At 64.0% G+C, this 26,952-nt stretch carries 27 protein-coding genes, 2 tRNA genes and 1 pseudogene; 17 read left to right on the forward strand and 13 right to left on the reverse strand.

Going from position 1 to position 26,952, the window contains the following annotated elements:
* Positions 1-3 precede the first annotated feature (3 nt).
* Positions 4-495 carry a YajQ family cyclic di-GMP-binding protein gene (locus tag WH5701_RS07950; protein ID WP_006171664.1) on the reverse strand — a complete coding sequence of 164 codons (492 nt, stop codon included), beginning with the start codon at positions 493-495 and terminating at the stop codon, positions 4-6.
* A gap of 63 nt (positions 496-558) precedes the next feature.
* On the opposite strand from WH5701_RS07950, the gene WH5701_RS07955 reads away from it, so the two are divergent.
* On the forward strand, positions 559-990 hold the full coding sequence (locus tag WH5701_RS07955; protein WP_006171665.1) for an MAPEG family protein: 432 nt from the start codon (positions 559-561) through the stop codon (positions 988-990).
* Positions 991-1,002: 12 nt separating this feature from the next.
* On the opposite strand, the gene WH5701_RS07960 is transcribed toward WH5701_RS07955, so the two are convergent.
* Positions 1,003-1,911: an SPFH domain-containing protein gene (locus WH5701_RS07960; protein WP_006171666.1), complete on the reverse strand. Its 909-nt coding sequence runs from the start codon at positions 1,909-1,911 to the stop codon at positions 1,003-1,005.
* A gap of 104 nt (positions 1,912-2,015) precedes the next feature.
* On the opposite strand from WH5701_RS07960, the gene WH5701_RS07965 reads away from it, so the two are divergent.
* Positions 2,016-2,465, forward strand: coding sequence for an NfeD family protein (locus WH5701_RS07965; protein WP_037979800.1), 450 nt, complete (start codon positions 2,016-2,018; stop codon positions 2,463-2,465).
* On the opposite strand, the gene WH5701_RS07970 is transcribed toward WH5701_RS07965, so the two are convergent.
* The 3 genes from WH5701_RS07970 to ebsA are packed head-to-tail and all read right to left on the reverse strand — an operon-like array spanning position 2,443 to position 4,557.
* A complete protein-coding gene (locus WH5701_RS07970; protein ID WP_006171668.1) occupies positions 2,443-2,955 on the reverse strand; it encodes a hypothetical protein in 513 nt (170 codons plus the stop codon). The two genes, WH5701_RS07965 and WH5701_RS07970, sit on opposite strands and share 23 nt — an antisense overlap.
* A gap of 55 nt (positions 2,956-3,010) precedes the next feature.
* The gene (locus WH5701_RS07975) at positions 3,011-4,108 is read right to left on the reverse strand and encodes a phosphotransacetylase family protein (protein ID WP_006171669.1); all 1,098 of its coding nucleotides are present in this window, start codon (positions 4,106-4,108) and stop codon (positions 3,011-3,013) included.
* 35 nt (positions 4,109-4,143) lie between these two features.
* On the reverse strand, positions 4,144-4,557 hold the full coding sequence (gene ebsA, locus WH5701_RS07980) for a type IV pilus biogenesis protein EbsA (RefSeq protein WP_071934280.1): 414 nt from the start codon (positions 4,555-4,557) through the stop codon (positions 4,144-4,146).
* Between the two features lie 126 nt (positions 4,558-4,683).
* Here ebsA and WH5701_RS07985 point away from each other — a divergent pair, with 126 nt between their 5' ends.
* Complete coding sequence (locus tag WH5701_RS07985) at positions 4,684-5,430, forward strand: SDR family NAD(P)-dependent oxidoreductase (RefSeq protein WP_232201806.1); 747 nt, start codon at positions 4,684-4,686, stop codon at positions 5,428-5,430.
* 30 nt (positions 5,431-5,460) lie between these two features.
* Here the strand turns inward: WH5701_RS07985 and map are convergent, their stop codons facing one another.
* Complete coding sequence (gene map, locus WH5701_RS07990) at positions 5,461-6,321, reverse strand: type I methionyl aminopeptidase (protein WP_006171672.1); 861 nt, start codon at positions 6,319-6,321, stop codon at positions 5,461-5,463.
* Between the two features lie 49 nt (positions 6,322-6,370).
* Here map and WH5701_RS07995 point away from each other — a divergent pair, with 49 nt between their 5' ends.
* From WH5701_RS07995 to gltX, 6 genes are all read left to right on the forward strand, one after another.
* Entirely contained in the window at positions 6,371-6,718 is a 348-nt protein-coding gene (locus WH5701_RS07995) for a hypothetical protein (RefSeq protein WP_006171673.1), read from the forward strand.
* A gap of 102 nt (positions 6,719-6,820) precedes the next feature.
* Complete coding sequence (rplS, locus tag WH5701_RS08000; RefSeq protein ID WP_369791636.1) at positions 6,821-7,276, forward strand: 50S ribosomal protein L19; 456 nt, start codon at positions 6,821-6,823, stop codon at positions 7,274-7,276.
* Positions 7,277-7,340: 64 nt separating this feature from the next.
* A tRNA-Trp gene (locus WH5701_RS08005) sits at positions 7,341-7,413 on the forward strand.
* Between the two features lie 36 nt (positions 7,414-7,449).
* Complete coding sequence (locus WH5701_RS08010; RefSeq protein WP_006043540.1) at positions 7,450-7,638, forward strand: hyperconserved protein Hcp; 189 nt, start codon at positions 7,450-7,452, stop codon at positions 7,636-7,638.
* A gap of 122 nt (positions 7,639-7,760) precedes the next feature.
* Positions 7,761-7,834, forward strand: a tRNA-Asp gene (locus WH5701_RS08015).
* A 24-nt stretch (positions 7,835-7,858) separates the two neighbouring features.
* On the forward strand, positions 7,859-9,316 hold the full coding sequence (gene gltX, locus WH5701_RS08020; RefSeq protein WP_006171676.1) for a glutamate--tRNA ligase: 1,458 nt from the start codon (positions 7,859-7,861) through the stop codon (positions 9,314-9,316).
* Here gltX and WH5701_RS08025 read toward each other — a convergent pair.
* The gene (locus tag WH5701_RS08025; RefSeq protein WP_006171677.1) at positions 9,307-10,632 is read right to left on the reverse strand and encodes a sodium:proton antiporter; all 1,326 of its coding nucleotides are present in this window, start codon (positions 10,630-10,632) and stop codon (positions 9,307-9,309) included. The two genes, gltX and WH5701_RS08025, sit on opposite strands and share 10 nt — an antisense overlap.
* A 57-nt stretch (positions 10,633-10,689) precedes the next feature.
* Between WH5701_RS08025 and polA the strand changes: the two genes are divergently transcribed.
* Positions 10,690-13,683, forward strand: coding sequence for a DNA polymerase I (gene polA / locus WH5701_RS08030; RefSeq protein WP_006171678.1), 2,994 nt, complete (start codon positions 10,690-10,692; stop codon positions 13,681-13,683).
* A 100-nt stretch (positions 13,684-13,783) separates the two neighbouring features.
* Positions 13,784-14,236: a hypothetical protein gene (locus tag WH5701_RS08035; RefSeq protein WP_006171679.1), complete on the forward strand. Its 453-nt coding sequence runs from the start codon at positions 13,784-13,786 to the stop codon at positions 14,234-14,236.
* A 12-nt stretch (positions 14,237-14,248) separates the two neighbouring features.
* Here the strand turns inward: WH5701_RS08035 and WH5701_RS08040 are convergent, their stop codons facing one another.
* A complete protein-coding gene (locus tag WH5701_RS08040) occupies positions 14,249-16,162 on the reverse strand; it encodes a nucleoside-diphosphate sugar epimerase/dehydratase (RefSeq protein ID WP_037979805.1) in 1,914 nt (637 codons plus the stop codon).
* A 387-nt stretch (positions 16,163-16,549) separates the two neighbouring features.
* On the opposite strand from WH5701_RS08040, the gene WH5701_RS15720 reads away from it, so the two are divergent.
* The 3 genes from WH5701_RS15720 (at position 16,550) to WH5701_RS08050 (ending at position 19,950) form a co-directional block, all read left to right on the forward strand.
* Positions 16,550-16,846: a hypothetical protein gene (locus WH5701_RS15720; RefSeq protein ID WP_156776597.1), complete on the forward strand. Its 297-nt coding sequence runs from the start codon at positions 16,550-16,552 to the stop codon at positions 16,844-16,846.
* 712 nt (positions 16,847-17,558) lie between these two features.
* The gene (locus WH5701_RS15730) at positions 17,559-18,752 is read left to right on the forward strand and encodes a CpsD/CapB family tyrosine-protein kinase (protein ID WP_006171683.1); all 1,194 of its coding nucleotides are present in this window, start codon (positions 17,559-17,561) and stop codon (positions 18,750-18,752) included.
* Positions 18,753-18,903: 151 nt separating this feature from the next.
* Positions 18,904-19,950, forward strand: a complete 1,047-nt coding sequence (locus tag WH5701_RS08050) for a hypothetical protein (RefSeq protein WP_156776598.1) — start codon at positions 18,904-18,906, stop codon at positions 19,948-19,950.
* A gap of 134 nt (positions 19,951-20,084) precedes the next feature.
* Here the strand turns inward: WH5701_RS08050 and WH5701_RS08055 are convergent, their stop codons facing one another.
* The 5 genes from WH5701_RS08055 to WH5701_RS08075 form a co-directional block, all read right to left on the reverse strand.
* On the reverse strand, positions 20,085-21,020 hold the full coding sequence (locus WH5701_RS08055) for a glycosyl transferase (protein ID WP_006171685.1): 936 nt from the start codon (positions 21,018-21,020) through the stop codon (positions 20,085-20,087).
* Positions 21,021-21,033: 13 nt separating this feature from the next.
* The gene (locus tag WH5701_RS08060; RefSeq protein WP_156776599.1) at positions 21,034-21,948 is read right to left on the reverse strand and encodes a hypothetical protein; all 915 of its coding nucleotides are present in this window, start codon (positions 21,946-21,948) and stop codon (positions 21,034-21,036) included.
* A complete protein-coding gene (locus WH5701_RS08065) occupies positions 21,945-22,331 on the reverse strand; it encodes a type II toxin-antitoxin system VapC family toxin (RefSeq protein ID WP_006171687.1) in 387 nt (128 codons plus the stop codon). Before WH5701_RS08065 ends, WH5701_RS08060 begins: the two co-directional genes overlap by 4 nt.
* On the reverse strand, positions 22,331-22,582 hold the full coding sequence (locus tag WH5701_RS08070) for a type II toxin-antitoxin system Phd/YefM family antitoxin (protein ID WP_037980762.1): 252 nt from the start codon (positions 22,580-22,582) through the stop codon (positions 22,331-22,333). Before WH5701_RS08070 ends, WH5701_RS08065 begins: the two co-directional genes overlap by 1 nt.
* A gap of 64 nt (positions 22,583-22,646) precedes the next feature.
* Entirely contained in the window at positions 22,647-23,435 is a 789-nt protein-coding gene (locus WH5701_RS08075) for a glycosyltransferase (RefSeq protein ID WP_050751406.1), read from the reverse strand.
* A 595-nt stretch (positions 23,436-24,030) separates the two neighbouring features.
* Here WH5701_RS08075 and WH5701_RS17635 point away from each other — a divergent pair.
* The 3 genes and pseudogenes from WH5701_RS17635 to WH5701_RS18410 form a co-directional block, all read left to right on the forward strand.
* Positions 24,031-25,155 carry a hypothetical protein gene (locus tag WH5701_RS17635; protein WP_156776600.1) on the forward strand — a complete coding sequence of 375 codons (1,125 nt, stop codon included), beginning with the start codon at positions 24,031-24,033 and terminating at the stop codon, positions 25,153-25,155.
* Between the two features lie 323 nt (positions 25,156-25,478).
* Positions 25,479-26,633: a glycosyltransferase family 4 protein gene (locus tag WH5701_RS08080; protein ID WP_050751407.1), complete on the forward strand. Its 1,155-nt coding sequence runs from the start codon at positions 25,479-25,481 to the stop codon at positions 26,631-26,633.
* 113 nt (positions 26,634-26,746) lie between these two features.
* Positions 26,747-26,952: pseudogene (locus WH5701_RS18410) on the forward strand (glycosyl transferase family 1); the annotation flags it as partial.

Genomic DNA, 26,952 nt, shown 5'->3' on the forward strand with positions numbered 1-26,952 from the left:
GCCTCAGCGGTAGTTCTCGAATTGCAGCGGCACCTCGGGATCTTCAGCGCGCAGGAGCTGGATCACCTGCTGCAGGTCGTCCTTGTTCTTGCCGGTGACGCGCAGGCTCTCGCCCTGGATCGCCACGGTCACCTTCTTGATCTGATCGCGCACGGTCTTGCTGAGCGACTTGGCCAGCTCCTGGCTGAGACCCTTGCGCAGCTTCACCACCTGCTGGAGGCGGTTGCCGCCCACGGGCTCGGGGGTCTGGAAATCGAAGATCTTCAGCGAGAGCTGGCGTTTGGTGGCCTTCTGGCGCAGCACGTCGGTCACCGCGTCGAGCGTCATGTCGCTGGCGGTGGTGATGGTGAGGCTGCCCTCCTCCAGCTCGATCTCGGTCTTGGAGTCCTTGAGGTCGTAGCGCTGGCCCACCTCGCGCCGCACCTGGTCCACGGCATTGACAAGTTCCTGCCGGTCGAAATCGGAGACCACGTCGAAGGAGTAGGTGTCGGCCATGGGCAGCGGCTGCGCTCGGATCAGGACCAATCCTAGAAAAGGGGCTCTGATCTGCTCCCCCCGATGCCCCCCCTCCTGCTTGCCGCCGCGCCTGCACTGGCCTGGTCCCTGCTGCTCTCGGGGGCGGTGGTGATCGTCAGCCTGGTGCCCCTGGGGGCCGGACGCGCCAATGCCGACTTCACGCCCGAGGATCTGGCGGCGCCACGGGCGATGTTCGAGCGGCTGCCGGCCTGGGGCCAGCGGGCCAGCTGGGCGCACCAGAACAGTTTCGAAGCCTTCACCCTGCACGCCCCCGCCTGTCTGCTCTGCCTGCAGGCAGGAGCTGGCGGGCCGCTTGTGGCAGCAGCGGCACTGCTGCAACCGCTGCTGCGGCTGACCTACATCGGCGCCTACGTGGCCAACCTGCCGCTGCTGCGCTCACTCTGCTGGGCGGTGGCCCTGGTCTGCACGGCCGTGCTCTACATGGAGGGCCTCAAGGCCGTGCTGGCGCACTGAGAACGGGAGCCCTCAGCCCTTCTGCAGACCCCGCAGGGCCGCCAGCAGGGCCGCTGGGCTCTGGGGATCCACCATCAGCACGCTGCCGCCGGGAGCCTTGCCTAGCTCCTCACCCATCGCCATCCAGTCCTGGGCCAGCAGCAGGCGCAGGGCCTCCGAACCCGACGGGCTGGCATCGATCAGGCGGGCCAGCTCAGCTGCCGCCCGGCCCCGAGCCACGGCCAGCATCTCCTGCTGCTTGGCCTGGGCTTCGGCATCGAGCAACAGCGCCTCCTGCTGGGCCTTGGCATCAAGCACCAGGGCCTCGGCGCGGCCTTTGGCCGCATTCACCTCCGACTCCCGCAGGCCTTCCGAGCGCAGCACGGCCGCCCGCTTCTCGCGCTCGGCCGTCATCTGCTGCTCCATCGCCTGCTGGACGCCTTGGGAGGGCATGATGTCGCGCAACTCGACGCGGGTCACCTTCACGCCCCAGGGATCGGTGGCCTGGTCAAGCTCCCGAAGAAGCATCTCGTTGACGTCCTGGCGGGTGGTGAAGGTCTGGTCGAGGTCAAGCTTGCCCATCTCGGCGCGGATCTGGGTGAGCACCAGATTCACCATCGCCGCCTGCAGATCATCCACGGAGTAATGGGCCTTGGCGTGCTCCAGCAGCTGCCAGTACACCACCGCATCCACGGTGATCGAGACGTTGTCGCGGGTGATGCACTGCTGGGGCGGGATGTCGAGCACCCGCTCCTTCATCGACTGGTTGCTGACCACCCGCTCCAGGCCCGGGAGCACGAAGGAGAGGCCCGGCTGCAGCTCGCGGTCGTAGCGGCCCAGCCGCTCCACCAGCAGGGAGCGGCCACCGCTGGTGACCTTCACCCCGCTGGCGCCGAGCACGGCCAGCAGCACCAGGGCGGGGATGGAGAACAGACCTTCCATGGCAGGTGGCGCCGCAGAGCGCACGAGGGGACAGCGGCCCAGGCAGAGCCAGGCTCACCCTAGGAAGGCCCCCGCCGCAGACTGGAAGGCCCCGCACTGCCTTGATGCATCCCCTGATCTGGCTGGCCGGTGGCGGGGTGTTGCTGCTGCTGGAGCTGCTCTTCCCCAGCGTCGATGGCTTTCTGATCGGTGGGGTGGCGGCGCTGCTGCTCTCGGCCGTCGCGGCCCTGCTGCCCCTGGCCGCGGCCCTCCAGCTGGCCCTGTTCAGCCTGCTCTTCCTGGGGGGTTACGCCGGACTGAGGCGCTGGTCGTTGAGGGGGCGGCCCACACTCGATGCCCTCAGTGAGCCCGGCAGCGAGCGGGCCGAGGTGATTCAGCCCTTCGACGAGCGCGGCCGGGGGCGGGTGCGCTGGCAGGGCCAGAGCTGGGCGGCCGAACTGCTCGAGACGGATGGTGGGCCGGGGCCCAGGGCGGGGGAGGAGGTGACCGTGCTGCGGCGGGAGGGAACCCGCCTGCAGGTGCTCGCCGCCCTCAGTCGAAGAACATCAGGCTGACCACCTTGTTCATGTCCTCGGCGGTGCGGCAGCTGGAGAGCAGGGTCTCGCTGTCGTGGAAGGCGTAGCAGATCAGTTGGTCACAGCGGCCGATGATCTCCTGGTTGCAGAGGCTGCTGGCCATGGGCAGGGGCAGCTCGTCGTGCTCGGGCTTCTCCACCAGATGCAGCACCCGCTCCATCTGCTCGCGGGATTCACTCGACTGCCGCTCCAGGCTCTGGGGCAGCAGCACCGTGAGCCGGGCCGGATCAACGCTGAGCACGCCGCGGATCACCGCCGCGTTCACCCCCTGGGAGCCGGAGGTGATCAGGTTGTGACCCTCCTGGGCCAGGGACCGGGCCACCAGTTCCACCAGGTGGATCGAGACGGCCGGAACGTGGCGGCTGCCGAGGATGGCGATGCGGCGCTTGCCGCGATCCTGAAGCAGGGCCAGCTCCTGGGCCAGCGTGTCGATCCGGTCGAGGGCCGGCAGATCAAGGGACCGGGTCACCTCGTGTATGCATCCGATGGGGGGAAACTAGCAGCGCCCTTGCGGGGCGCAGGCTTCAGGCCTTCACCACCAGTCCCAGGCGCTCGAACAGGCGCTCGAAACGGCAGTGCTCCTCCACCAGGCGAATGGCGTAACTGGCCTTAACCGTCTCGTGCAGGCGCACATGACCGAAGGCGCGCTCGATCACCTCCACCGTGGTCAGGGTGTCCTGCTCCACCTTCAGGATCGGCACCTCCAGCTCCTCGGCGCGGCTGATCAACTGGGGCAGGGGTTCCCCGGCCCCCGTGAGGATCAGGCACTGGGTGGAGGCCTCCAGGGCCGCCAGCTGGATGTCGGTGCGGTCGGCACCGGTGACCACGGCCATGTTGCGGCGGCGGCGGAAGAACTCCATGGCGGAGTTGACGTTCATCGCTCCGATCGAGAGGGTCTCGACCAGCAGGTCGAGACGCTCGAGGCAGCAGAGCACACGCGCCTCCAGGCGGTCCACCAGCTCCTCGACGGTGACACTGCGCAGCAGCGGGCTGCGGGGCATGACGCCGAACACCGGCAGCCCCAGCTGCTCCAGGGCCGGCACCACCTCGGCGCGCAGCCGCTCCACCGCATCGGGATCGACGGCGTTGAGCACCACCCCGGCCAGGCGCTCCTGGAGCACGTTGCGGGCCGCCAGCAGGGGATCGACACTGCGGCTGTCCTCCCAGAGGTGGACGAGCACCACGGGAGCCTCCAGCCCCCTGGCCAGCTGGGGCAGGCTGAGGCCGTAGAGCAGGCCCTCGCTGAGGGTGCCGGTGCCCTCCAGCAGGGTGAGGCCATCGGGGTAGGCCGCGAGCTGATCCCGCAGGCGGGCGAAGCCCTCACCGGGCTCCAGGTCGCCGCTCAGCAGCCGCTCCTGGGCCGTGGACGCCTCCAGCAGGTGCAGGGAGGGCAACAGGTTCTCCTCCGGCAGGCCGAGGATGCGACCGACGAAACGTACGTCATCGTCGAGGCGGCCCGAGGTGGGTGGCTCTCCCTGCCGTGGTTGGCGCACGCTGGTGGCCAGAGGCTTGCCGTAGCGGACGGGGAATCCCTGTTGGGCCAGGTTCCGGGTCAGGCCGAGCACCAGGGCTGACTTGCCGCTGAAGGGATCACAGGATCCGATCAGCAGGGTGCTGCTCATGGAATGACCTCTGGGCTCGGCTCTGGGACGTCAATCTATGCGCCGGTGGGAGGCTCTCCCAGCAGCAGCCAGCGCCAGAAGGCCTCGGGCAGATCGCGCTGGGGATCACCGAAGGCCTGGGGGCCCTGCGCCTCCAGCAGGTCCATCAGCCAGCGCACCAGCTGATGGGTGGGCAGATCGAAGGAATAGCGCAGCTCCGGTGCTGCCGGGAAGCCGAGCTCACAGTGGCTGGTTTCCTGGGGGGCCAGCCCCGAACGCCAGCGCAGCAGGAACGGATGCTCCCCGTCCGGACGCAACTGCCGTACCCCTTCGATCTCACCGATGGCCAGCAGGTCGAGGGCCTGAATCAGCCAGGCTTCCCGCAACACGCCGTCGCAGTAGGGGGCGTAGAGGGCTACCTGCCCGGCATCATGGCTGGGGGTGGCGCCGAAGATCGAAAAACGGCCCAAGGGAGGCAGCTGCAGGGGATGGCCTGAATCAGGACGCTGGAAGCCAGCGAGAGCGGATGATTCCAGTGGAAAGAATGCCCCATCCCGGACATCGCCGTGCCAGGTCAAGACCCTTCAGCCCCCGCGGTGTCGCCCTCCTTCCCGTCAGCACTGCTGCCCCTACGGGGGAGAACCGTGGCGGTGACCGGGGCCAGTGGGGCTCTGGGCACAGCTCTGCTGCGCGCGTTGCACGGCCATGGGGCCGAGCTGATCGCTTACACCACCGCCTCTGAGCCGGTGGCTCTGCAGGACGGGGAGGGCAGGGCGATCCCCCTGCGCAGCGTGGTCTGGTGCTGCGGCCAGGAGCAGAAGCTGGAGGCCAGCCTGCGCGATGTCGACATCCTGGTGATCAACCACGGGATCAATGTTTATGGCGACCGCAGCGCCGCGGCGATTGAGCGCAGCCTGGAGGTGAACGCCCTGAGCGCCTGGCGCCTGCTGGAACTGTTCTTAAGCCTGGCGGAGCGGCCCGCCGGAACCCCCTGCCGGGAGGTGTGGGTGAACACCTCGGAGGCGGAGCTGCTGCCGGCCCTCAGCCCGCTCTACGAGATCAGCAAGCGGCTGCTGGGCCAGCTGCTGAGCCTGCGGGCCCTCGACCACCAGGGGGAAAATCCCTGCCGGATCCGGCGGCTGGTGCTGGGCCCGTTCCGCTCCGCCCTCAATCCCTATGGGGTGATGAGCGCCGGCTTCGTGGCCGGCCAGGTGATCGCCCAGGCCCGCAGGGGCTTTGGCCTGATCATCGTGACCCCAAATCCGATCACCGTGGTCCTGGTGCCCCTGCAGATGGGGCTGAGGCACCTCTATGGGCGACTCTTCAGCCGGGCCGCCAGCTGAGGCTCGTGGGTGCCGGCGGAGGTGCTGGGCTCAGAAGTCGCGGTCGGTGAGGATTTCGCAGCCGTCGGAGGTGACCACGATCGTGTGCTCCCACTGGGCCGAAAGGGATCCATCCACCGTCACCACCGTCCAGCGGTCGCGCAGGGTGCGGCACTCCTTGCTACCTGCATTGAGGATCGGCTCGACAGCCAGTGTCATGCCGGCGCGGAGCTTGAGGTTGGGCAGGTCGCTGGTGCGGAAGTTGAACACCGACGGCTCCTCGTGCAGGTTGCGGCCCACGCCATGGCCGGTGTAGTCCTCCACCACGCTGTAGCCATGGGCCTCGACGTGGTCCTGAACGGCGCCGGCGATGTCGAGCAGGGTGTTGCCCGCCTTGATCTTGCCAAGGCCGCACATCAGCGATTCCCGGGCCACGCGGCTGAGGCGGGTGGCATCCTCTGAGCACTCACCCACGCAGATGCTCACGCAACTGTCGCCGTGGTAGCCCTCGAAGTAAGCGCCGGTATCGATCTTGACCAGATCACCCGCCTTGATCACCTGCTTGGCGCTGGGGATGCCATGGACCACCTGGTTGTTGATGCTGGCGCAGATGCTGGCGGGAAAGCCGTGGTAGCCCTTGAAGCTGGGAGTGGCCCCCATGGAGCGGATGCGCTCTTCGGCGTGGCGGTCGAGGTCGGCCGTGGTCATGCCTGGAGCGGCCATCTCCATGATCTCGCGCAGCACCGTGGCCACGATGCGACTGGCCTGGCGCATCACCTGAATCTCGCGGGCCGATTTGATCTCCACACCGCGCCGACCCTTCTGGATGCGCGGGCCGGTGCTCGTGGTGGCTGCGGCGGCTTTGGTTGCGGTGTTGGGGGTGCCCGACAGCAGGTCAGCAAAAAGATTCATTGACGGGGCCCGGGCAATCCAGAGTTCAAGCTATCAACTTTCCTGATCGATGCTGTCGACCATGCAGGTCCTGGCCAGGCTGCGCCGCTGGCACGCCCTGATCGCGCCGGTGGTGGTGCTGCCGCTGCTGATCACGGTCACCAGTGGCATGGGCTACCGCCTGCTGCGCGACTGGGGCGGTCTCAGCCGCGATCAGGTGCATGGGCTGATGGTGCTGCATGAGGGTGAGTGGCTCGGGCCCGTCGGCAAAAGCTGGTATGTGGCCCTCAACGGACTGGGGCTGCTCTGGATGCTGATCACCGGCACAGGCCTGGCGCTGCAGGGGTGGAGTCGGCAGCGGGGACGCGGGCGGGGGCGGCCGGAACGGGAGGAGAGCTCTGAGGAGGGTGGAACATGAGCCGTTACAGTGGTTGTTTGGCCGGGCGATCACACCTCTGGGATGGCCGCGGACTTGAACGACAGCGCCGAACTGATGGCGGAACTGAAGGACGACATCAACATGGATCAGACGAGCGTGGATGAGACCGGCACAGCCGAGACCGCGGCCCCAACGGCCGTGGCAGACAAGCCCGCCGTGTCCCCGGCTCGCACCGGCAAGCTCAGCGCCCAGGACCTGATCCGGGCCTTCGAAGCCGAGCAGCTCAAGAGCGATCTGCCCGAGATCTACGTGGGCGACACGGTGCGCGTGGGCGTACGCATCAGTGAGGGCAACAAGGAACGCGTCCAGCCCTACGAGGGTGTGGTGATCGCCAAACGCCATGGCGGGCTGAACGAAACCATCACCGTGCGCCGGATTTTCCAGGGCGTGGGGGTGGAGCGGGTCTTCCTGCTGCACAGCCCCCAGGTCGCCACCGTCAAGGTGGAGCGTCGCGGTAAAGTAAGACGTGCAAAGCTCTTCTACCTACGCGATCGTGTGGGGAAAGCCACCCGCGTGAAGCAACGCTTCGATCGCTGAAGCTTCATCGCTCAATTGCCCATGCCGGTGCCACCTCGCGCACCGGTTGAGGGGGCATCGTCATGCGCCGTTAGTTCAGCTGGTAGAACGCAGGTCTCCAAAACCTGATGTCGGGGGTTCAAGTCCTCCACGGCGCGCTCGATGCCCCTTCCTGCTCTTTCCTGGTTCCGGACATGGAGTTGGATTTACAACCCGGTGATGTGGTCAAGGTGCTCGAGTCCGCTGCCCTTGGTTGGGTGCGGGCACGGGTCATCCGGGTCAAGTCCGGCGGTCGTGTGGTCGTCCAGAGCGACCAGGGCCGTGAATTCACAGCAAGGGGCAACCAGGTTCGCCTGATCGAACCCGCTGGGTTCCGCCCCTGAATCCCTGCCGCTGTCTCCGCCAGTTGACGGCGGGGCCAGCGGCAGTGGATACTTCCCTAGTCGCCATCACGACACCAGAAGCCAGATCGGGCAAGGGTTTTCACCCTTCTCATCTCACATCTGGGACTGTAGTTCAACCGGTTAGAGCACCGCCCTGTCACGGCGGAAGTTGCGGGTTCGAATCCCGTCAGTCCCGTTTCACTCTCATGAGCGTCTGCCGGTGACCGTTCGGGTTCGTCTGGCTCCCAGCCCCACGGGAACCCTGCACATCGGCACCGCCCGCACGGCGGTCTTCAACTGGCTGTTCGCCCGCCACCACGGCGGCGACTTTCTGCTGCGGATCGAGGACACCGACCGCGAGCGCTCCCGGCCGGAGTTCACGGCCGACATCCTTGATGGCCTCGCCTGGCTCGGCCTGAGCTGGGACGCGGAGCCCGTGATCCAGAGCGAGTGGATCGAGACCCACCGCGCCGCCATCGCCCAGCTGCTCGCCTCGGGGCACGCCTACCGCTGCTATGCCTCGGAAGCCGAACTGGAGCAGATGCGCGAGCGGCAGAAGGCCAGCGGCTCCGCTCCCCGCTACGACAACCGACACCGGGATCTGACGCCCGAGCAGCAGCAGGCGTTCATCGCCGAAGGCCGCGAAGCGGTGGTGCGCTTCCGCATCGACGACGGAGCCACGATCGGCTGGAGCGATCTGGTGCGCGGGGAGATGCGCTGGAGTGGCAGCGACCTGGGCGGCGACATGGTGATCGCCCGGCGGGCTCCGGCCGATCGCATCGGCGACCCCCTCTACAACCTGGTGGTGGTGGTCGACGATGCCGCCATGGCCATTAGCCACGTGATCCGCGGCGAAGACCACATCGCCAACACCGCCAAGCAGCTGCTGCTCTACGAAGCCCTCGGCCTGCCGTTGCCCGTCTTCGCCCACACCCCCCTGATCCTCAACCAGGAGGGCCGCAAGCTCTCCAAGCGCGATGGCGTCACCTCGGTGGGTGAGTTCCGGGCCATGGGCTACACCGCAGAGGCGCTGGTGAATTACATGACCCTGCTGGGCTGGTCACCGCCGGAGGGCATGGGCGAGCGCTTCACGCTCACGCAGGCCGCCGCTACATTCGACTTCGATCGGGTCAACCGGGCCGGGGCCCGCTTCGACTGGGACAAGCTCAACTGGCTCAACGCTCAGGTGCTGCATGAGCTGGCCCCCGCCGAGCTGAGCGAGGTCCTGGTCCCGCTATGGCGCGCGGAAGGCTGGAGCGCGCCAGGCGCCAGCCGTAACGCCTGGGAGCAGGAGCTGGCCGAGCTGCTCGGTCCCTCCCTCACCACCTTACGCGACGGGGTCGAGCAAGCCCGGCCGTTCTTCGAGCGGCCCGAGCCCGACGCCGGCGCCCGCCAGCAGCTGGGGATCGATGGGGCCATCGCGGCCCTCACCGCCGTGCTCGAACGCCTTGAGGCCAGCGACTCCACCGACTCACCGGATCTGAGCGTTGAGCAGGCCAAAAGCCTGCTGGCTGAGGCGGCCGTTGCCGCCGGAGTGAAGAAGGGTGTGCTGATGAAGAGCCTGCGGGCGGGCCTGCTGGGCAGCCTGCAGGGTCCGGATCTGATCACCACCTGGCGGCTGCTGCATGCCAGCGGCGAAGACCGGACGCGGCTGATGCTGGCCGTGGCTCAGGGCTGAGGGTTCTCCAGGGGCAAGGACTGACTGGCCGCAGCCGGCGCGGGGATAACCCCAGCAGCGGCGAGCTGTTGATCCTTGGCTTCCTCCCGCTGGCGCTCCTCCTCCTCCATCTCCTGCTCGCTGAGGCGCAGGCCCAGCAGGCCCGCCAGGGGAATCGCGGTGAATCCCTGCAGGCCCACGGTCATCAGGATCGTGAGGAACACCAGCCCCTGCAGCGCTCCCGCCCCTTCCACTCCCGCTTCGTAGAGGCGCAGGGCAAACAGGCTCGCCACAGCGGCGGTGACGATGCCGCGCGGGGCCAACCAGCTCAGCAGCACCTTCTGGCCGCCGCTGAGGGGCAAGCCGTAGGTGGCGATCTGCATGGCCACGGGCCGCACCAGCAGCATCAGGGTGAGCACGCAGGCCACTCCACCCCAGCCGAGGGGGCTGAGGTCCGCCCAGGCCACGTCGGCGGCCAGCAGCGGGAAGAGGATGCTGATCGCCAGCTGGGCCAGCTGGCGGATCAGGTCGTCGAGCATGGCGGCGTCAGTGTCGGCGAAGCGGCCCAGCAGCACACCTGCCATCACGGCGGCGGGCAGACCCGACTCAGGCATCACCACCTCACAACCGGTGAACATCAGGAACATCACCCCCAGGGTGAGCTGCAGGCGCAGACCGCTCTCAGGATCCACGGGCAGGCGCCGCAGCAGCACCGCCAGCAGGAAGCCGCTCAGGGCACCCACCGCCACACCGAACCCCAGCCGCTGCAGCAGCTCCAGGGCGAGATCCTGCCAGTCGTAGCGGTCGGTGAGCACCAGCTCCAGCAGCAGCAGGGCCAGAACTGCGCCGACGGGCTCCAGCACCAGCCCCTCCCCCTCCAGCACATCCCCCAGGGGAGGCGCCAGGCGCATCTGCTGAATCAGGGGAGTGACCACAGTGGGGCCCGTGCCCAGCACGATCGCGCTGTACACCGCCGCCAGCGGCCAGCTCAGCCCGGCCAGCCAGTGGGCCGCCAGCAGGCCAGCGGGAAGGGCCACCAGCAAGCGCACCACCACGATCCGCAGCACCGCCTGGCGGGTGGTGCTGCCCGGAAGGCTCAGCTTCAGACCACCGTCGAACAGCACCAGGCTGACCAGCAGCCCCACGATCGTTTCGAGGCCACTGCCCAGGGCAAACGGATCCACCAGCCCCAGCCCGGAGCGGCCGATCAACAGGCCCGAGGCCAGCAGCAGCACCACCGACGGCAGCCCGGTCAGCAGGGAGGTGAGCTGGGCCAGCGCCCCGGAGAACACGGTGATCCCCCAGAGCAGCTGGAGCCTCTCAGGGGCATCAGTCATGGCTGGACGACCGGGCCCCCCAGAATGCCCCAGCCGGAATGGGGAATGGGGACAGGGATGGCCGAAGCACCGATGCTGCTGCTGGTGGATGGCCATTCCCTGGCCTTCCGCAGCTTCTATGCCTTCGCCAAGGGCGGCGAGGGGGGGCTGAGCACCAAGGAGGGGATACCCACCAGCGTCACCTACGGCTTTCTCAAGGCTCTGCTGGAGAACGTGAAGGGCCTCACCCCCCAGGGGGTGGTGATCGCCTTCGACACCGCCGAGCCCACCTTCCGCCACGAGGCCGACGCCAGCTACAAGGCCCACCGGGATGAGGCTCCGGAGCAGTTCTTCGCCGACCTGGCCAACCTGCAGGAGATCCTGGCGGGGGCGATGGATCTGCCCCTGTGCATGGCCCCCGGCTACGAGGCCGACGACGTGCTCGGCACCCTGGCCAACCGCGCCGCCGGCGCCGGCTGGCGGGTGCGGATCCTTTCCGGTGATCGCGACCTTTTCCAGCTGGTGGATGACACGCGCGACATCGCCGTGCTGTACATGGGCGGCGGCCCCTATGCCAAGAGCTCAGGCCCGGTCACCATCCGCCGGGAGGGGGTGATCGCCAAGCTCGGCGTGACGCCGGAGGAGGTTGTGGACCTCAAGGCCCTCACCGGCGATGCCAGCGACAACATCCCCGGGGTCAAAGGGGTGGGTCCCAAAACCGCCATCTCCCTGCTGAACACCCACCGCAACCTCGATGGCATCTACGCGGCCCTCGATCAGCAGAAGGGAGCGCTCAAAAAGAAGCTCGAAACCGACCGGGAGAACGCCTACCGCTCGCGCATGCTCGCCGAGATCCTTGTGGACATCCCCCTGCCGTCCGAACCGCGGCTGACGCTCGGGGCCGTGGACGCAGCGGCGCTGGCCCAGCGGCTGGAGGAGCTGGAACTCTTCAGTTTGGCCCGGCAACTGGCGGCCTTCGAGCGGGCCTTCTCCGCCGATCACCAGGCCCACCAGGGTGCGTCGGGCTCAGCCACGGGCAGCTCGTCGTCTGCGCCGGCTGATCCGGATGCTCTGGCCTCCCCCTCAGTCTCGCCATCTGTGTCGCCGCAACCCGACTCCGGCCAAGAAGGCGCACCGCCCGTCCTAGAGCCGGAGATCATCCAGACCCCGGCGCAGCTTGAAGCTCTGCTGGTGCGGTTGATGGCCGCCACCGATCCCGACCAGCCGATCGCCCTCGACACCGAGACCACTTCCTTGAACCCGTTCCAGGCGGAGCTGGTGGGAGTGGGGCTGTGCTGGGGAGAAGGCAGCAGCGATCTGGCCTACATCCCGATCGGACACCAGCCGCCGTCACCGGCGCCCAGCGCCGACCTGCTCACCCCGGCTAGCGCCGAGCCGCCGGCAGATTCCGCCGTGCTCAGCCAGCAGTTGCCCCTGGATCAGGTGCTCACGGCCCTGGCCCCCTGGCTGGAGAGTGCCCGTCACCCCAAGACCCTTCAGAACGCCAAGTACGACCGGCTGATCCTGCTGCGCCACGGCCTCAGCCTGGAGGGGGTGGTGATGGACACCCTGCTGGCGGATTACCTGCGCGATGCCAACGCCAAACACGGGCTGGAGGTGCTGGCGGAGCGCAATTTCGGCTTCACGCCCACCAGCTTCAGCGAGCTGGTGGCCAAGGGGGAGACCTTCGCGGCGGTGCCGATCGCAGCCGCCGCCCGCTATTGCGCCATGGATGTGCATGTCACCTGGCGGCTGACGCCGCTGCTGCGCGGCCAGCTGCAGCAGCTGGGGGAGGCCCTGCCGAAACTGCTCGATCAGGTGGAACTGCCGCTGGAGCCGGTGCTGGCACGCATGGAGGCCACCGGCATCCGCATCGACAAGCCCTATCTGGCGACCCTGAGCGAAGAACTGGCGGGCACCCTCGCCAGCCTCGAGGCCGGAGCCCGCGAAGCTGCAGGTGTGGAGTTCAACCTGGCCTCCCCCAAGCAGCTGGGCGAGCTGCTGTTCGAGACGCTCGGCCTGGAGCGCAAGAAATCACGCAAGACCAAGACCGGCTGGAGCACCGATGCCGCCGTGCTCGAGAAGCTTGCCGGCGACCACCCGGTGGTGCCGCTGGTGCTGGAGCACCGCACCCTGAGCAAGCTCAAAAGCACCTACGTGGATGCCCTGCCGGCCCTGGTGGAGCCAGAAACCGGGCGGGTGCATACCGATTTCAACCAGGCCGTGACCGCCACTGGGCGGCTCTCCAGCAGCAACCCGAACCTGCAGAACATCCCCATCCGCACCGAGTTCAGCCGCCGCATCCGCAAGGCGTTCCTGCCCCAGGAGGGCTGGCAGCTGATCAGTGCCGACTACTCCCAGATCGAGCTGCGCATCCTCACCCACCTCTCGGGCGAGGAGGTGCTGGTGGAGGCCTACGCCAACGGCGACGATGTCCACGCGCTCACGGCCCGGCTGCTGCTGGACAAGGACGAGGTGACAGCAGACGAGCGGCGCCTGGGCAAGACGATCAATTTCGGCGTGATCTACGGCATGGGCGCCCAGCGCTTCGCCCGCGAAACCGGCGTCAGCCAGTCCCAGGCCAAGGAGTTCCTGAGCAAATACAAGCAGCGCTACCCGAAGGTGTTCGCCTTTCTGGAGCTGCAGGAGCGGCTGGCCCTCAGTCGCGGCTACGTGGAAACGATCCTGGGGCGCCGGCGTCCGTTCGCCTTCGACCCCGGCGGGCTGGGGCGGCTGCGGGGCAAGCCGCCCGAGGAGATCGAGCTGGAGGTAGCCCGCCGGGCCGGGATGGAGGCCCAGCAGCTGCGGGCGGCGGCCAATGCGCCGATCCAGGGCTCCAGCGCCGACATCATCAAGCTGGCGATGGTGCAGCTCGACCAGCAGCTGCGGGCCTCGGGCCTGCCGGCGCGGCTGCTGCTGCAGGTGCACGACGAACTGGTGCTGGAGGCCGCCCCCGAGGCGCTCGAGCCGGTGCTGGCGGCGGTGAAGCAGGTGATGGAGAACGCCGTGCGCCTGCTGGTGCCGCTGCTGGTGGACACGGGGGTGGGGCCGAACTGGATGGAGGCGAAGTGAGGGGAGCGGCAGCCGGCCCGAGCCAGGCAAGCCAGATTTCGTGGATAATACAATCCAGGTGAGCCCACCGGTCCCCGTTGCGTCCTCGATGCCGCCTTCGATGTCATCAGGCCTTCCGGAACCTGAATCACCACGGCGCAACCGCCGGCCGCGCAGGCGCGAGCTGTTCTGCCCGGCCCACCCCGAGCAGCGCCTCCTTGGCAACGGCCGCAAGTACTTTCTGCACCTGCTCACTCCCGAGCAGCTCAAGCAGCGGGGCATGAGCGACAAGAAAGCGCGGCTGGTGATCCAGGCCTACCCGGTGCTGGTGCTCAGCAACGAATGGCTGGAGGAGCTGTTCTGCCCGGCCTGCGGCGGCAACCGCTGGTGCCATGTGTCGAAGCACGATCGGATCAGCCACACGGTGCGCTGGGCGGAGCGCGACCTCTGGCAGCAGGTGGCCCATGTGGATCCGGTGGTGGCCAACCCGAGCGTGGGTGAGTTCACGCGGAGGGAAGCGGGGCGATCCCATACTCGCCGGCAGGATGGCAAGAGATGGTACGACTGCTGCTGACGGGGGGGCCACTCAGGGGCTGGTAGGCTGGTAGTCCCTCACCAGAGCCCGCAGGGCAGGAATCAGGCGCTGGTCGTCCCATTCCTCCAGAACGTGCTGCAGCTCCTCGACCAGGGGTTCCAGCTGCTCGGGAGCAAGGAACTCCTCGTTGGCCTTGCGGATCAGGGGATGGTCGGTGGGCTGATCGCTGTCCTGGATCAGCAGCTCCTCATAGAGCTTCTCGCCCGGACGCAGACCGGTGAAGGCGATGGCGATCTCTCCATCGGGATGGGCCTCGTCGCGGATCGTGAAGCCCGAGAGACGGATCATCTGGCGGGCCAGATCCAGGATCCGCACGGGTTCGCCCATGTCGAGCACGAACACCTCCCCGCCACGGGCCATGCCACTGGACTGCAGCAACAGCTCGACAGCCTCGGGAATCGTCATGAAGTAGCGGGTGATCTGCGGATGGGTCACGGTGAGCGGCCCTCCGGCGGCGATCTCACGGCGGAAGTGGGGCACCACAGACCCCGAGGAGCCCAGCACGTTGCCGAAGCGCACCATCGAGCAGATGGGCCCGTTCCCCGCGGCCGCCGTGCGGGCGGCCGCGGCCTGCACGAGCAGTTCGCAGACCCGCTTACTGGCGCCCATCACGTTGGTGGGACGGACGGCCTTGTCGGTGGAGATCAGGACGAAGCGCTCCAGGCCGCAGCTGAAGGCCACCTCCAGGGCCGCCCTGGTGCCATGCACGTTGTTGGCGACCCCGGCGCAGGGGTTCGCCTCCACCAGGGGCACATGCTTGTAGGCGGCGGCATGGAAGAGCACCTGCACGCCATGGTCATGGCAGAGCTTCGCCAGGCGCCGACGATCGCCCACGTCCCCCAGGACCGGCACAAGGCCGGGCAGGGGGTGCCTCAGGGGCTGCCGAAGGCTGCTGAGCTCCTGCTCGAGCTCGTAGAGGGCCAGCTCACTGCGCTCCAGCAGCACCAGGCGGCGAGGCTGCTGGCGGTGGATCTGGCGGCAGAGCTCCGAGCCGATCGAGCCACCGGCGCCGGTGACCAGCACCACCTTGCCGGCCACGGCGGCACGCAGCAGGGAAGGGTCAGGCTTGCAGGTCTCGCGACCGAGCAGATCCTCGATCGCCACTGGCCGCAGGTCGGTGACCACCTCCTCCCCGGCAGCGATGCGTGCCAGGGAAGGAATCGAGAGCACCGACAGCCCAAAGGCGGTGCACTGATCCACCAGCTCCCGGCGGCGGCCGCGCGGGGCCGAGGGGATCGCCAAAAGCACCTGCTGGATGCCATGGCGCTCGATCAGCTGGCTCAGCTGGTCGGGTGAGTGAATTGTCAACCCCTCCAGGCAGCGCCCCCACAAGGCCGGGTCGTCGTCGAGAACGCCCACTAGCTTGTATCGGCTCAAATAGCGCAGGTCGGCCAGCAGCTGAGCCGCCGCCTGACCGGCCCCGTACACGAGGGTGGGCAGCTGCTGGTTCCGTCCTAGACCCTGTTCCAACAGGGTGGCGGAGGACCGGCCGGCCAGCGAGAGCCGCAGCAGGTCGCGCATGACGATGCGGCTGGCGATCAGGCTCGCGGAGAGCAGTAGCCAAAACAGCAGCCAGAAACTGCGGGGAGGAGGTTCGCCCGGTCCGGTGAGGGTGCAGACCAGGAGCAGCAGCAGCACGGCCAGCCCGCTGCGGGGCAGAAGGCCGTAGAGGGAATGGCTCCCGGAGAAGCGGGTGAGACTGCGATACCAGCCGCTGAGCACCAGAACGGCCAAGCCGAGGCCCACCGACCAGGACAGGAGCCAGAAATTGCCGAGGAACTGGGGAGGATTCAGCTCACTGAGCCGCAGGGCGAAGGCCAGCCAGAAACTGAAGGCGATCAGCAGCCCATCCACCGTCATCAGAGCTAAGCGGCGCAGGATCACTGGCGCATGGGTTGCGCTCACGACAGGCTCCCCCTGAAGGACGCTTGACTCTGGCTGAAGGGATTGTTGTCTGCTAGCGCCAGCGGTTAGAAGGTCAGGGCATGGCAATTTTGCCAGAAGTCGAAACTGAGAAGCTGCGCTTGGCCTGTGAGTCCTGGTGTGACATCACCGTGCTGGCGAGACGGGACGAATCCCATACACTCAACTCATCGCAAGGCAACCATGGCCTCCAGTACCTCCGATTCGGTGCCTGCCTCAATGGGCAGCTACTCACTCGTGCCAGCCTCCAACCTTGTTGAAGAGGATGGTTTGCGGATCAACGGGCTAGTGCGGATACTCCAACGGCGCCAGCGAATCTTCCTTGTCACCACGATAGCTTTCACCATCATCGCCGGGGTATGGACTCTGGTGCAGCGCATCCAGAACCCTGTCTTCCAGGGGACTTTCGGCATGCTGATCTCCGATCCGATCAGCAACACTGCCCCAACCTCAACCGGCTTGGAGCCAGATAGCTCCATCGCCTCGGTGGCCCGCAACCAGAGACAGAACGACGTGCCCACCCTGATCCGGGTCCTTGAGAGCCCTGCGATTCTGGAGCCGGTGTTCAGCGAGTTGCGACCCCGCTACCCCGAGACGGAAGATCCATTGATCAAGATCAGCCTCAAACCACCCGACTCCACGGAGAGGAACCCGATGGAGACATAAGGAGTGATGACGATGGAAGTCCGGGCAGCCAGCCCTACGCAGGTGAACGAAACCCTGAAGCTCACCGAGCAAGCCTTCCTTGACTGGGCCCTACAGCAACGTCGAGAGAGACTCACTGAGGGGGTGAAGTTCTTCGACAAGCAGGCACCCCTGTTGCAGGCCCGCAGCTCAACTCTGCAAGGTGAGCTGGAGAGCTTCCGCACCCGCAACAACGAGCTCGTTCCTGCCGAGGAAGCGGCGGTGGTCCGCTCACGGTCCGAGGAGCTGCGGAGCTCCCTGGTCAGCCAGCTGGCGGAACGAAAACGGCTGCAACAGGTGTGCAGCGATGTGGCTGCCGGGCGCCTCACGGCCCGCACCTTCTCAAGCACGGCTGGGGATGGCGGCACCAAGGATTCCGACCCTGTTGGCACGAGATTGACCCTGGATGTGCCCAACCAACCCATGCTCACCGAGCTGAACCGACTGGACGGCGAGATCGCCGAAGCCCGCTCGATCTACAACCCGGAATCCCCCTATCTGCGCAACCTGCTCGCTGCCCGCGACCAACTGAAGCCCTCCCTGCTGCGCAAGGAGCTGGAAGCGGTGGATGCCACGATGCAGCAACTGGATGGCACGATCGCCTCACTGCGCGGCCAGATCGCCCGCACCGACGACAAATTCCGCATCCAGCCCTCCCTCCCTGCTGCGGGAATACGAAGATCTGGAGAGAAAAATGGGGATCGCCGAGGGCAACCTGGCCAACTACCTGCGCACCCGCGATCAGTTCCAGCTGGAGATCGCCCAGAACAACGTGCCCTGGAAGGTGATCAGACCGGCGACGGTGAAACCCAACCCGGTGGAGCCTCGTATCGGGCGCGGCCTGCTTCAAGGGCTGCTGCTGGGGCTGGTGCCCGGCACCGGAGCTGCCCTGCTGAGCGATCGCCTGGATCATGTGTTCCACACCCCTGGCGAGGTGAAAGAGGAGCTGAAGGAGCCCCTGCTCGGGCACATTCCCTACATCGCCTTCTTCGAGGGGGTGCGGCGCGACAAGCGCTTCCTGCTCCAAGACCTGGATGCGCAAAAGGGCGGAATCGGAGGCTACCAGCGCTTCACTTATCAGGAGGCGTTCCGCAATCTCTACACCAGCCTGGGCTTCCTCAGCAGTGATCGCCCTGTGCAGTCGGTGGATGTGAGCAGCTCGGTGCCCTCGGAAGGCAAGAGTTTGCTGATCGTGCTGCTAGCCAAAACCCTTAGCGAACTGGGCCGCCGGGTGTTGCTGGTGGATGCGGATCTGCGCCAGCCGCAGGTGCACCACCGCCTCGGCCTGAACAATCTCACCGGCCTGTCGAACCTACTGACCGAAGAGGAGCAGGATTGGCGTTCCCTGCTGCAGACAGTGCCGGATCATCCGAACTGGCAAGTGCTCACCGCCGGGCGCCGCGTGCCCGACCCGCCGCGACTGCTGAGTTCCGAGCGGATGGGGCATCTAGTGAAGGAGATCTCCAGCTCCGGCGCCTACGACCTGATCCTCTACGACACCCCGCCTGTCCTGGGCCTGGCCGATGCCTCCCTGCTGGCGGAAAACCTTGACAGCATTCTGCTGGTGGTGGGCCTGAACAAGGTGGACAGGCAACTTCCGCAACAGGCCATTGATCGGATCCGCTCTGCTGGTGCTCCTTTGCTGGGGGTGGTGACCAATGCCCGCAGCGCTACCGGCGAAAAGAGTAGTATCTACGGTTATGGCAAGTATGGCTACGGGAGCTACACCGATGGGGCCTCGGCCTTGGATCCAAGTACGGCTTACAACTACTACAACTCGGACAGCGATGCCGAAGCAGTCGAGGCGAAGGAAGTAGCAACCATCCTGCCCAGCAAGGAGAACAGAAAGCGCTGGAAGAAAGCGCTGAAGAACTGGCTCCGGGGCTAACCATCGGCTTCCCGTAGGCACAGGCTTGACTGAACGTCCTCAAAAGACAATCCCAAGCGAATGCCTAGGAACCAGTTCATGAACCTGCACGCAGCGCATTGCACAAAAACGCAATAAAGCGTTTAATTGTGTTGAGAAAGTTTTCCGAGCCTTGGATCTCAATTCCGTTTTTACGTCCGAATTTTACGGAAACCGATGGGCCAGCGGAACTATCACCTGGTCGGTCGCCACCTTCGGCAGCAGAGCTCCTACAGAAGAGGAAATGGCGCTCCTGCGCAAAGCTTTCCAACTTTGGGACGAAGCTCTTGAATCGGTGACCTTCCAGGAAGTATCCCCGAACGACGGCGGCGCCCAGATCCAGGTAGGTCTCGGAGAGACCAACGGCTTGTCAGGCTATTGGTCGGCCACCTGGAGCACGGTGCGAACCAGCGCCAGCATCACCCTGGCCCCAAATCTTGACCCTGCACTGTTCGCGGTTGCTGCAGCCCATGAAATTGCCAATGTTTTAGGCCTGGGGGATATTGACGGGGGAGGATATGTAGAGAGCCTTACTTCGGATCCATTCTCAAGTTTCCATCTCAGCAATCCCAATCTTAATTATCTATCTCGTATCGACTTCGAACTCATCAATCAGCTCTACGGTGAGGACAGCACCGACTACCTGGGCTATCTCGCTGGACTCTCCATATTTTCGCAGGTCATCGTTGGTGATTCCAATTCTGCACTTGCTGAATCATTCAGCGGCACTGATGGAGCAGACCTGATCCGTGGCTACGCAGGCGACGATACACTCATCGGAGGCTCCGGCAACGACCTCATCTTTGCCGGGGATGGTCGGGACCTGATCATCGGCGGTGATGGAGCCGACGTGATGCACGGTGGGTTCGGGGCCAACATCTTCGGCGACTCCCGAGACGGATCCGTGGATCAGATCCTGATCCACTCTGATCATTTCCTGATGAACCCTCTCACTGGAACCACCACCGACAATACGAGCGGAGAGTACGTTGACATCCTCGAAGGTCTGGACCCGAGCGATAATATCTTTATCGAAGCCGGCTTCGGCAGATCTCTTGAAGTCCGTGACACAACAGGCGGGCTTGGCCTTTATGTGGACGGCATCATCGAGGCCCTTTACACTGGTAACGACCTGAGCGCAGCTCAGCTCTTCAGCATGACCGAGATCGTTGCCGCTTGACCACACCATCAAGAGCCCCCTGCTGGTGGATGCCAAAGAGCTTATCAAGCTCTCTCCTATCAGTACTAGTTTCTGAAGAAGAAATTGTGGTGTTTGAAATCCTTTAAAGCCACCTTGAGCTGCTCTCTGTCGATTCAGCTCTCCCGAAAGCGAAGAGCCTTGGCCTTATCGAGATAAATACCGAGTGACCCGAGCAACACCGCCAGAATCATTACGGCCATAGTCCCACCCACAAGAAAAACCACCCCAAGAAGAGCCGTAGCGCTCGCATATCCAACCGCAATCCGTCGCGGACTCACTCCAGCCCGATGAAGGCGCTGATAGAGATGGAGGCGATGGGCTTGAAACAGCGAATGACCGGCCCACCACCGCCGCACGACGCAGATCACGGCATCGCCCAGCAGCGGCGTGGCCACCAGCAGTAGACCCAGGGCTTGGCTCCAGTTCGGCTCCTGCAGCACCACGCTCGCCATCACAGCGCCGAGGAAGGTGCTGCCCACATCCCCCATGAACACCCGGGCCGGGTTCCAGTTCCAGGCCAGAAAACCGAGCAAGGCTCCCACCAGCGGCCAGAGCCAGGCGGCCCCCAGGCTCAGGGCTGCCACCGTGAGAAACACAGCCAGGCAGCTGGCTACCAGGCCATCGAGGCCATCCATGAAATTCACGAAGTTGATCGTGGCCGTGATCGCCACCACGATCACCAGGCCGGCAAGCACACCCAGCCAGCCTCCAGAGACGACGGGCAGGGCCACAGCCGCCAGCAGTGCCATGGCCGTGAGCAACTGGGCCAGATAACGCAGGCCCGATGACAGGTCGTAGCGATCGTCGAGCAAGCCCACCAGGGCCAGCGGCGTGCAGAGAAGAGGGGTGATGGGCAAGCCCCAGAGCACGCCCACCAGCACGAAGGCCACCCCACCCCCGCGTGGTATGGCCTGGCCATGGGCGCTACGGGCGTTGGGGTGATCGGGCAGAAGCCGGAGCAGCAACGGCAGCAACAAGCCGAGAAGCCCCGCGCTGAGCAGGGACGCCAGGGCCACCGTGGCCAGACCCATCAGGGAAGGCACCAACATCGAACGATGGTCGTCACTCAGCAGGGCTCGCGGGGGCGAACGGTTGACGCGGGCGATCCAGCAGCTCCGCCACCGATGGGAAGCCAGCCAGATCAGCGCTGACCCGCTGCAGGGCCTCAAAGCTCTTCGGGGAGAGGAGCAGCAGGGGAGAGGCCATGGCCTGGAACAGGCGGGTGGGCAGGTTCAGCAGGAGGCAGCGGGCGGCGCGGGGATCACCGCCCTGCAGTCGCTGCAGAAGCTGGCGATAGCTCAGCTCCTCGTCGCCACCAAGGGGCAACAGGGCGGACACTGCATCTCGGGCGGTGAGTCGCTGCGCCTGATCCAGGGCCACGGCAGCCAGATCGGCGGCGGGGATCGGCTGGCGCAGGCCGGTGTGGGCCGGCAGCGGCAGCAGGGGCAGGCGGCGTAGCCAGCGGCGCAGCGTCTCCACGTTGTGGTCGCGGTGGTGGGCTGTACACCCATGGATCAGGGTGGGCGCCAGAATACGGGCCGGCACCCCCAACTCCTGGCAGTCGGCCAGCAGCTGCTCCTGGCTTGCGGCCAGGCGCCGCGCCAGATCGCGATCGAAGCGGTTGGCCGCGTAGCGCTTGGTGATCACGCTCGACGAGGAGCAGGCCACCAACCCGCGCAAACCGTCCAGGGCTTTGGGCTGCACCGCCATCAGCGCCTCAAGAAACGGCGCCAGCAACCAGAGGTGGGCCAAGCAGATCCAGATCTGGGGGCCCGGGGGCAGGGCGGCGGCCGCAGCCTGCAGTGCCCCAGCCGAGAGATCGCTCAGATCGCAGCGCCGCCAACGCTCAGCGGCCACAGCCGGCGGCCGCCACCGCCCCAGACACCGCCAGGCCGTGCGCTCAGGAAGCTGCTCGAGGAGGGCCTCACCGCAGAGACTGTTGGCGCCGAAGAGCACCAGGGTGGGGGGCTGGCTCACCACAGCCTGCGGCAGGGAAAAGCCGCCAGGGCGGGATCGAGGGTGACCAGGGTGAGGCCGTCGAGTTCCGCCTGAGCGGCGAGCAGGCGATCGAAGGGATCACGGTGGGCTTGGGCGTACCTGCCGGCCCGCAAGCCATGGCGCCAGCTCACTGGTAGAGAGATGAATCCCTGAGCCTGCAGCAGGTTCCATCCCTCCTGCATCAGGGGTTCGGCGGATGGCAACCGAGCCAGGCGATGCTTGGTGGCGATCTCCCAGGCAGACGCCGAGCTCACAAAAACCTGCTGAGCTGGATCACCAAGAGCCTCCAGCACCCCTGCAGACAGGAGCTCCGGTTCCGCCAGCCACCAAAGCAGGGTGTGGGTGTCGAGCAGCAGCTCCATCAGAGAAGCGAGGAGGCCTCGATCGCCTGCAACTCGTCCTCAGGGAGCGGCGCCATCAACACCTCCGGCGGTGGCAATTGCAGGCGTCCGCGCAGCACGCCGGGTTGCCGCCTCGCCTGGGGCTCCTCCAATGGAACGATCCTGGCCCAGGGCCGCCCGCCTTTGGCCACCAGGATCGTCTCGCCCGCATGCGCCGCATCGATCAGGCGGGAGAAGTGGGTTTTGGCCACATGCACATTCACGGTTCGCATCACCCGAGGCAGCACTTTCCCGGTTGGTTGGTCAACATGTTAGTCCATCCATAAGCGAGGCCGTTCACCCCCCCACCGGGGAGCGAGGCTCCAGCAGACTCCATCCCCGCTGCAGGTAGCGCAACAGAAAGGGCAACGGCCAGCGCCAGCCGAACGCCCGGCGATAGGCGCGGCGCACCTCATACAGGCGACGCCGGTGCCGCACGCCGCTCGCGCCTCCCATCGCCATGTGCACGAGCTCCAGTTCAAGCACCCGCACCCGCAGATCGGGCCAACGGGAGAGCTGCAGGAAGTAGTCGAGGTCGGCGGAGAGGCGAAAGCCAGGGGTATAGCGGGCCAGGTGGGCACGGGCGCCGGGGCCGATCAGCGTGGCCTGGTGGGGCGGCGTGGAACCCAGGAACAACGATCGTAAGTAGGTGCCGCTCCAGCGGAAGGCCGTGGACCGCCCCAGGGAGGCATCCCCCGCATGGGAGCTCACGTACCGTCCCCGGCAGACGATCAGATCGAGCTGATCCGAGCCCAGGGCCTGATCAGCCCGCTCAAAAACATCGGGAGCTGACGCCCAATCGTCACTGCCCCAAAACAGCAGCCAGTCGGTTGCGCCGGCGGCGGCGAAGCCCTGGTTCATCGCCCCGAAGATCCCCGGCTCGGCGGGGTCCTGGGGGATCCAGCGGCAACGAAGATCCTTGGCACAGCATTGCTCGAGCCACTGGCGGTGCTCGGGTGCTGAGGCTCCGTCGATGAAGAGGAGGCGCCAATGGGGCCAGCTCTGGGCCTGCAAGGAGTTCAGCAGGCGCGGCAAGAGTTGATGAGAGTTTCGTGTGGGAACGACAATCAGCAGGGAGGGTGTCATCGCTGCAATTATTCTTGGCTCTGATCCGAGCGCAGGAATGAATCGATCACTGTCATGTTTAAGAACTACATGAACGTTAGCGGCGATCAAAACAAACGCAAGGCCCTGAGAACACTTTAAAAACTGACAGTGATGCGTAGCCGACAAACCAACCATTGCAGAGACAAAGCCAGTGACTTGAGGTCGTCAAGCATTGGTGGGGGCCTCAGAAAAGGCGCACCTGAAGGTACAAGAAAGCCTAAAGAAAGAGAGACTGAGTGCCCATGAGTCTGCAGGAATTGCGTCAGACCCACAAATTCCCACAACCCTAGACTCTGATGCTAAACTCATGCAACCCACTAGACAAGGACATACATTCTCCCATGCCCCACTCGCCTGAGCGCTCTCTCACGCACATGCCACACCACCACGGGAGGAGATTGATACAGACAGGCCTGCTGCTGAAGAGACTCGCTGGCTATTATGCTCTAGACTTAGCCCAGTCAACCTAGAGCTATAGCTAGAGTACCTGGATTTCGCCCTTAAATGTTACACGAACATGAAAAGCTCTAGATCGGATCTGACAAAGATTCAAGCTCGAAACTCGTCACTTCCCTTGATCATCGCTATTGGTTATATACTTGTAATCTATCTGCTGTCCCTGCGATCAGTTTGTCTCGATCTTGATGATGTCGACTTTGGCTACGCAAGCGCCTTTTTGTGCTCCGAAATTTTTGGTTATGCTTGGCTCCCTCTATTGCAGATCATAGGAATATTAATCGGATTCAATATCTTAGGTCCTATAAAGCAGACTATTATTAAGTTACCCAAGTTATCACTTGGATTCCGCCTTCAAAACTCTACTCTGGCATTTTTATCACTATTAGTAATTGTTGCTATATTCTCTTTCTACGCCGTCACAGCCATTGAAAACCTTCAACTTTATGAAGTTGGCACAAACGAGATACAGCGCGAGGTAGGGGGCAAGGGAGCATCCTTTTTGGTCTTAGTTAGCGGTTGTTTATCAATTATTAATTTACATACAAAAAAGTATAGCCTTATATCGTTTGCCTTAGTTTGCTTGACGTCTCTACTCTTTTCATGGTTTGACGGGAGCAGAACTGCAATTTTACCATTCCTCGTTTATACGTATTACTATGCATCACAAAGAAAATGGAAGCTTTCACTTTCAATGGCTTCAATGAGCGCTTTCCTATCTGTTCTAGCTATATCAAGTAGATTCATTGGCGACAAATCGCTTGACTCCCTCCTCATAGTTCTAGATGAAGTATTTTCTTCGCTTTCTTCCATCAATCTGGCATATTTGTTCCAGCACTCCTTTCTTCACCTGATTTATGTGATTGATCAGACTCCCTATCAATTTAATGTGAACGACTTACTTTACAGCATCATTCCACTTCCATCCTCTTTTCATTTTATAAATGCAGATCCTGACTTGTGGCGAGTAGACTATTTCAGACCAATGGGCGCAATGGGAGAGCTGTTTGCTTTCAGTCCGGCGGCTTTCATTCTATTTAATAGTGTTTATGGCATTCTGATTTATAAAGCAACTCAGCTTAATAATCTCTATGCTCGTCTTATTACGAGTTGCATTATTCTTACATCATTCGCTATGGGCTATCAATACGGCCTTCGGACAGTGCAATGGCTGATATACTTGTCGATAGCATTAATCTTTTCTTGTCGAGATAATGGCAAAGTGCATAATCAAGAAGTTTGAATGCTGTAGGCTTTATTTAAACAACCTCCCCCTCTGCATTAGCTCACGATTCAACAAAAGCTGCAACAGACAAATTTTGAAACGCATGATAACTTGTGAGTGCATAAATATACAAATCATAATCCATGCGCTCATAGGTCGCCATTGGACCATCAAGCTCAGTCCTAATTTACCAATCAAAATTATTATTTATGCCACTTTAAGAGTTTTGATTATTGCCAGATCGCGAGCCCAAGCAAAGCAGCAAATCAGATCATGAGTCATTAATGGCTGAGTTCCACGTTATCAAGTTTTAAATACTCTGTTCGTGTAAGGTTTTAAACATGAATCGCTATCTTCTGTGCTGCGGTGATGCCACGAATCCGGCTACTTGGAGCAACATTCCATATTTCCTGCTTCAGGCAGGTCTGCAAAATGTCTTGCTCCAGGGAGGGCTGAGGCTCCAACCCGAACAGATTCATCATCAGCGCAGGCTCTGGAATCTGACTCAGCTGCTGCGTAGCGGCAAAGCTGGTGGCTTTCAGTATAGCCGAACATTCGGTCAAACCTTAATGGCTCAGTCGGGCTTTTCTTCCGAGCAGCCATTGGCCCTGCTCAGCCACTTTCCTCTGCTACCGCCCGAACCCTGGCCAGCCCCCTGGCGGGTAGATTTCTACATTGATGCCACCACCCGCCAAGTTCTCGACGATAACGGCACCCGCCAGCGCCTCAGCGAAGCGTTTCGGAATCAGGTGCTTGAACGTGAACGTCGCGCCTATCAGCAGGCTCATGCCGTGGTGTGTATGGCTCAGTGGGCCGCAGATTCAGTAATTACCGACTATGGAATTGATCCAGTCAAGGTTCATGTGGTGCCCGGTGGCGCCAACCTGGATGAGATTCGGCTTGCCAGTTTGCCGGCGACACCCTTACCGCCACCTCCTAGTATAAAGACACCCCTTCGGCTTGGGTTTCTCGGCAAAGATTGGCAACGCAAGGGTGGACCATTCCTTCTGCAGCTGGCTGAGGCTCTGAAGGCACTTGGAATCCCTGCAGTGGTGCGGGCCATCGGCCCTGATCCGGGTAGGCTGCCTCACCATCCGGCCCTGCAGCCATTGGGTTTCCTCGATAAACAAACCGAAACCGCAAGCTTTGTGGCCGAACTGCAAAGCTGGCACTTTGGCACGTTGTTTTCCTCTGTGGAAGCCTTCGGCATCTCCAACCGTGAGTGTCTACGTCTTGGGGTGCCCGTTCTTGCCCATGCGGTAGGCGGCATCCCCTCCACCCTGCCCGATGGCGGCTGCGGCCAGCTGTTCGCCCCCCATCCCAAACCGGCCATTGTGGCCAACTGGATTGGATCCCGCCTCGCCCCCTATGAAAGCTACGTTGGCTGGCGCGCCGCCCTGGCACTTCGCTCGCGCGAATTCACCTGGGGGGTGGCTGTGGAGAGGCTGGAAGAGATTATGGGCTACCCTCAGTCCACCCCAAGCAGCGATGGGTGAGATGACCTGCTCGTGCTCGCTAACCTTCAACTGGCTCAGTCTGTGATCGACCCAGTGCGCGCAAGAGTGCTGAGCGGAGAGCAAATGTTGTCATCCCACGGCGTGGCCTGAGCATGGGCCTGCTTGTTGCCCTCCATCGCATTGGGCCTTATCACCACGCCCGCTTTCAGTACGCAGCGCACGAGCAGAAGCTACACGTGCTGGAAACCCGGCCCCAGTCACAGGAATACCCCTGGGCCTTTACTCCTGGAAGTGACTACACGATTCATCGGCTCAGCGGCCATCCCAACCCGGAAGCGGACCCCCCCATTGGGGATCT

The organism is Synechococcus sp. WH 5701 (assembly GCF_000153045.1).
GTDB classification, from domain to species: Bacteria; Cyanobacteriota; Cyanobacteriia; order PCC-6307; family Cyanobiaceae; genus Regnicoccus_A; species Regnicoccus_A antarcticus.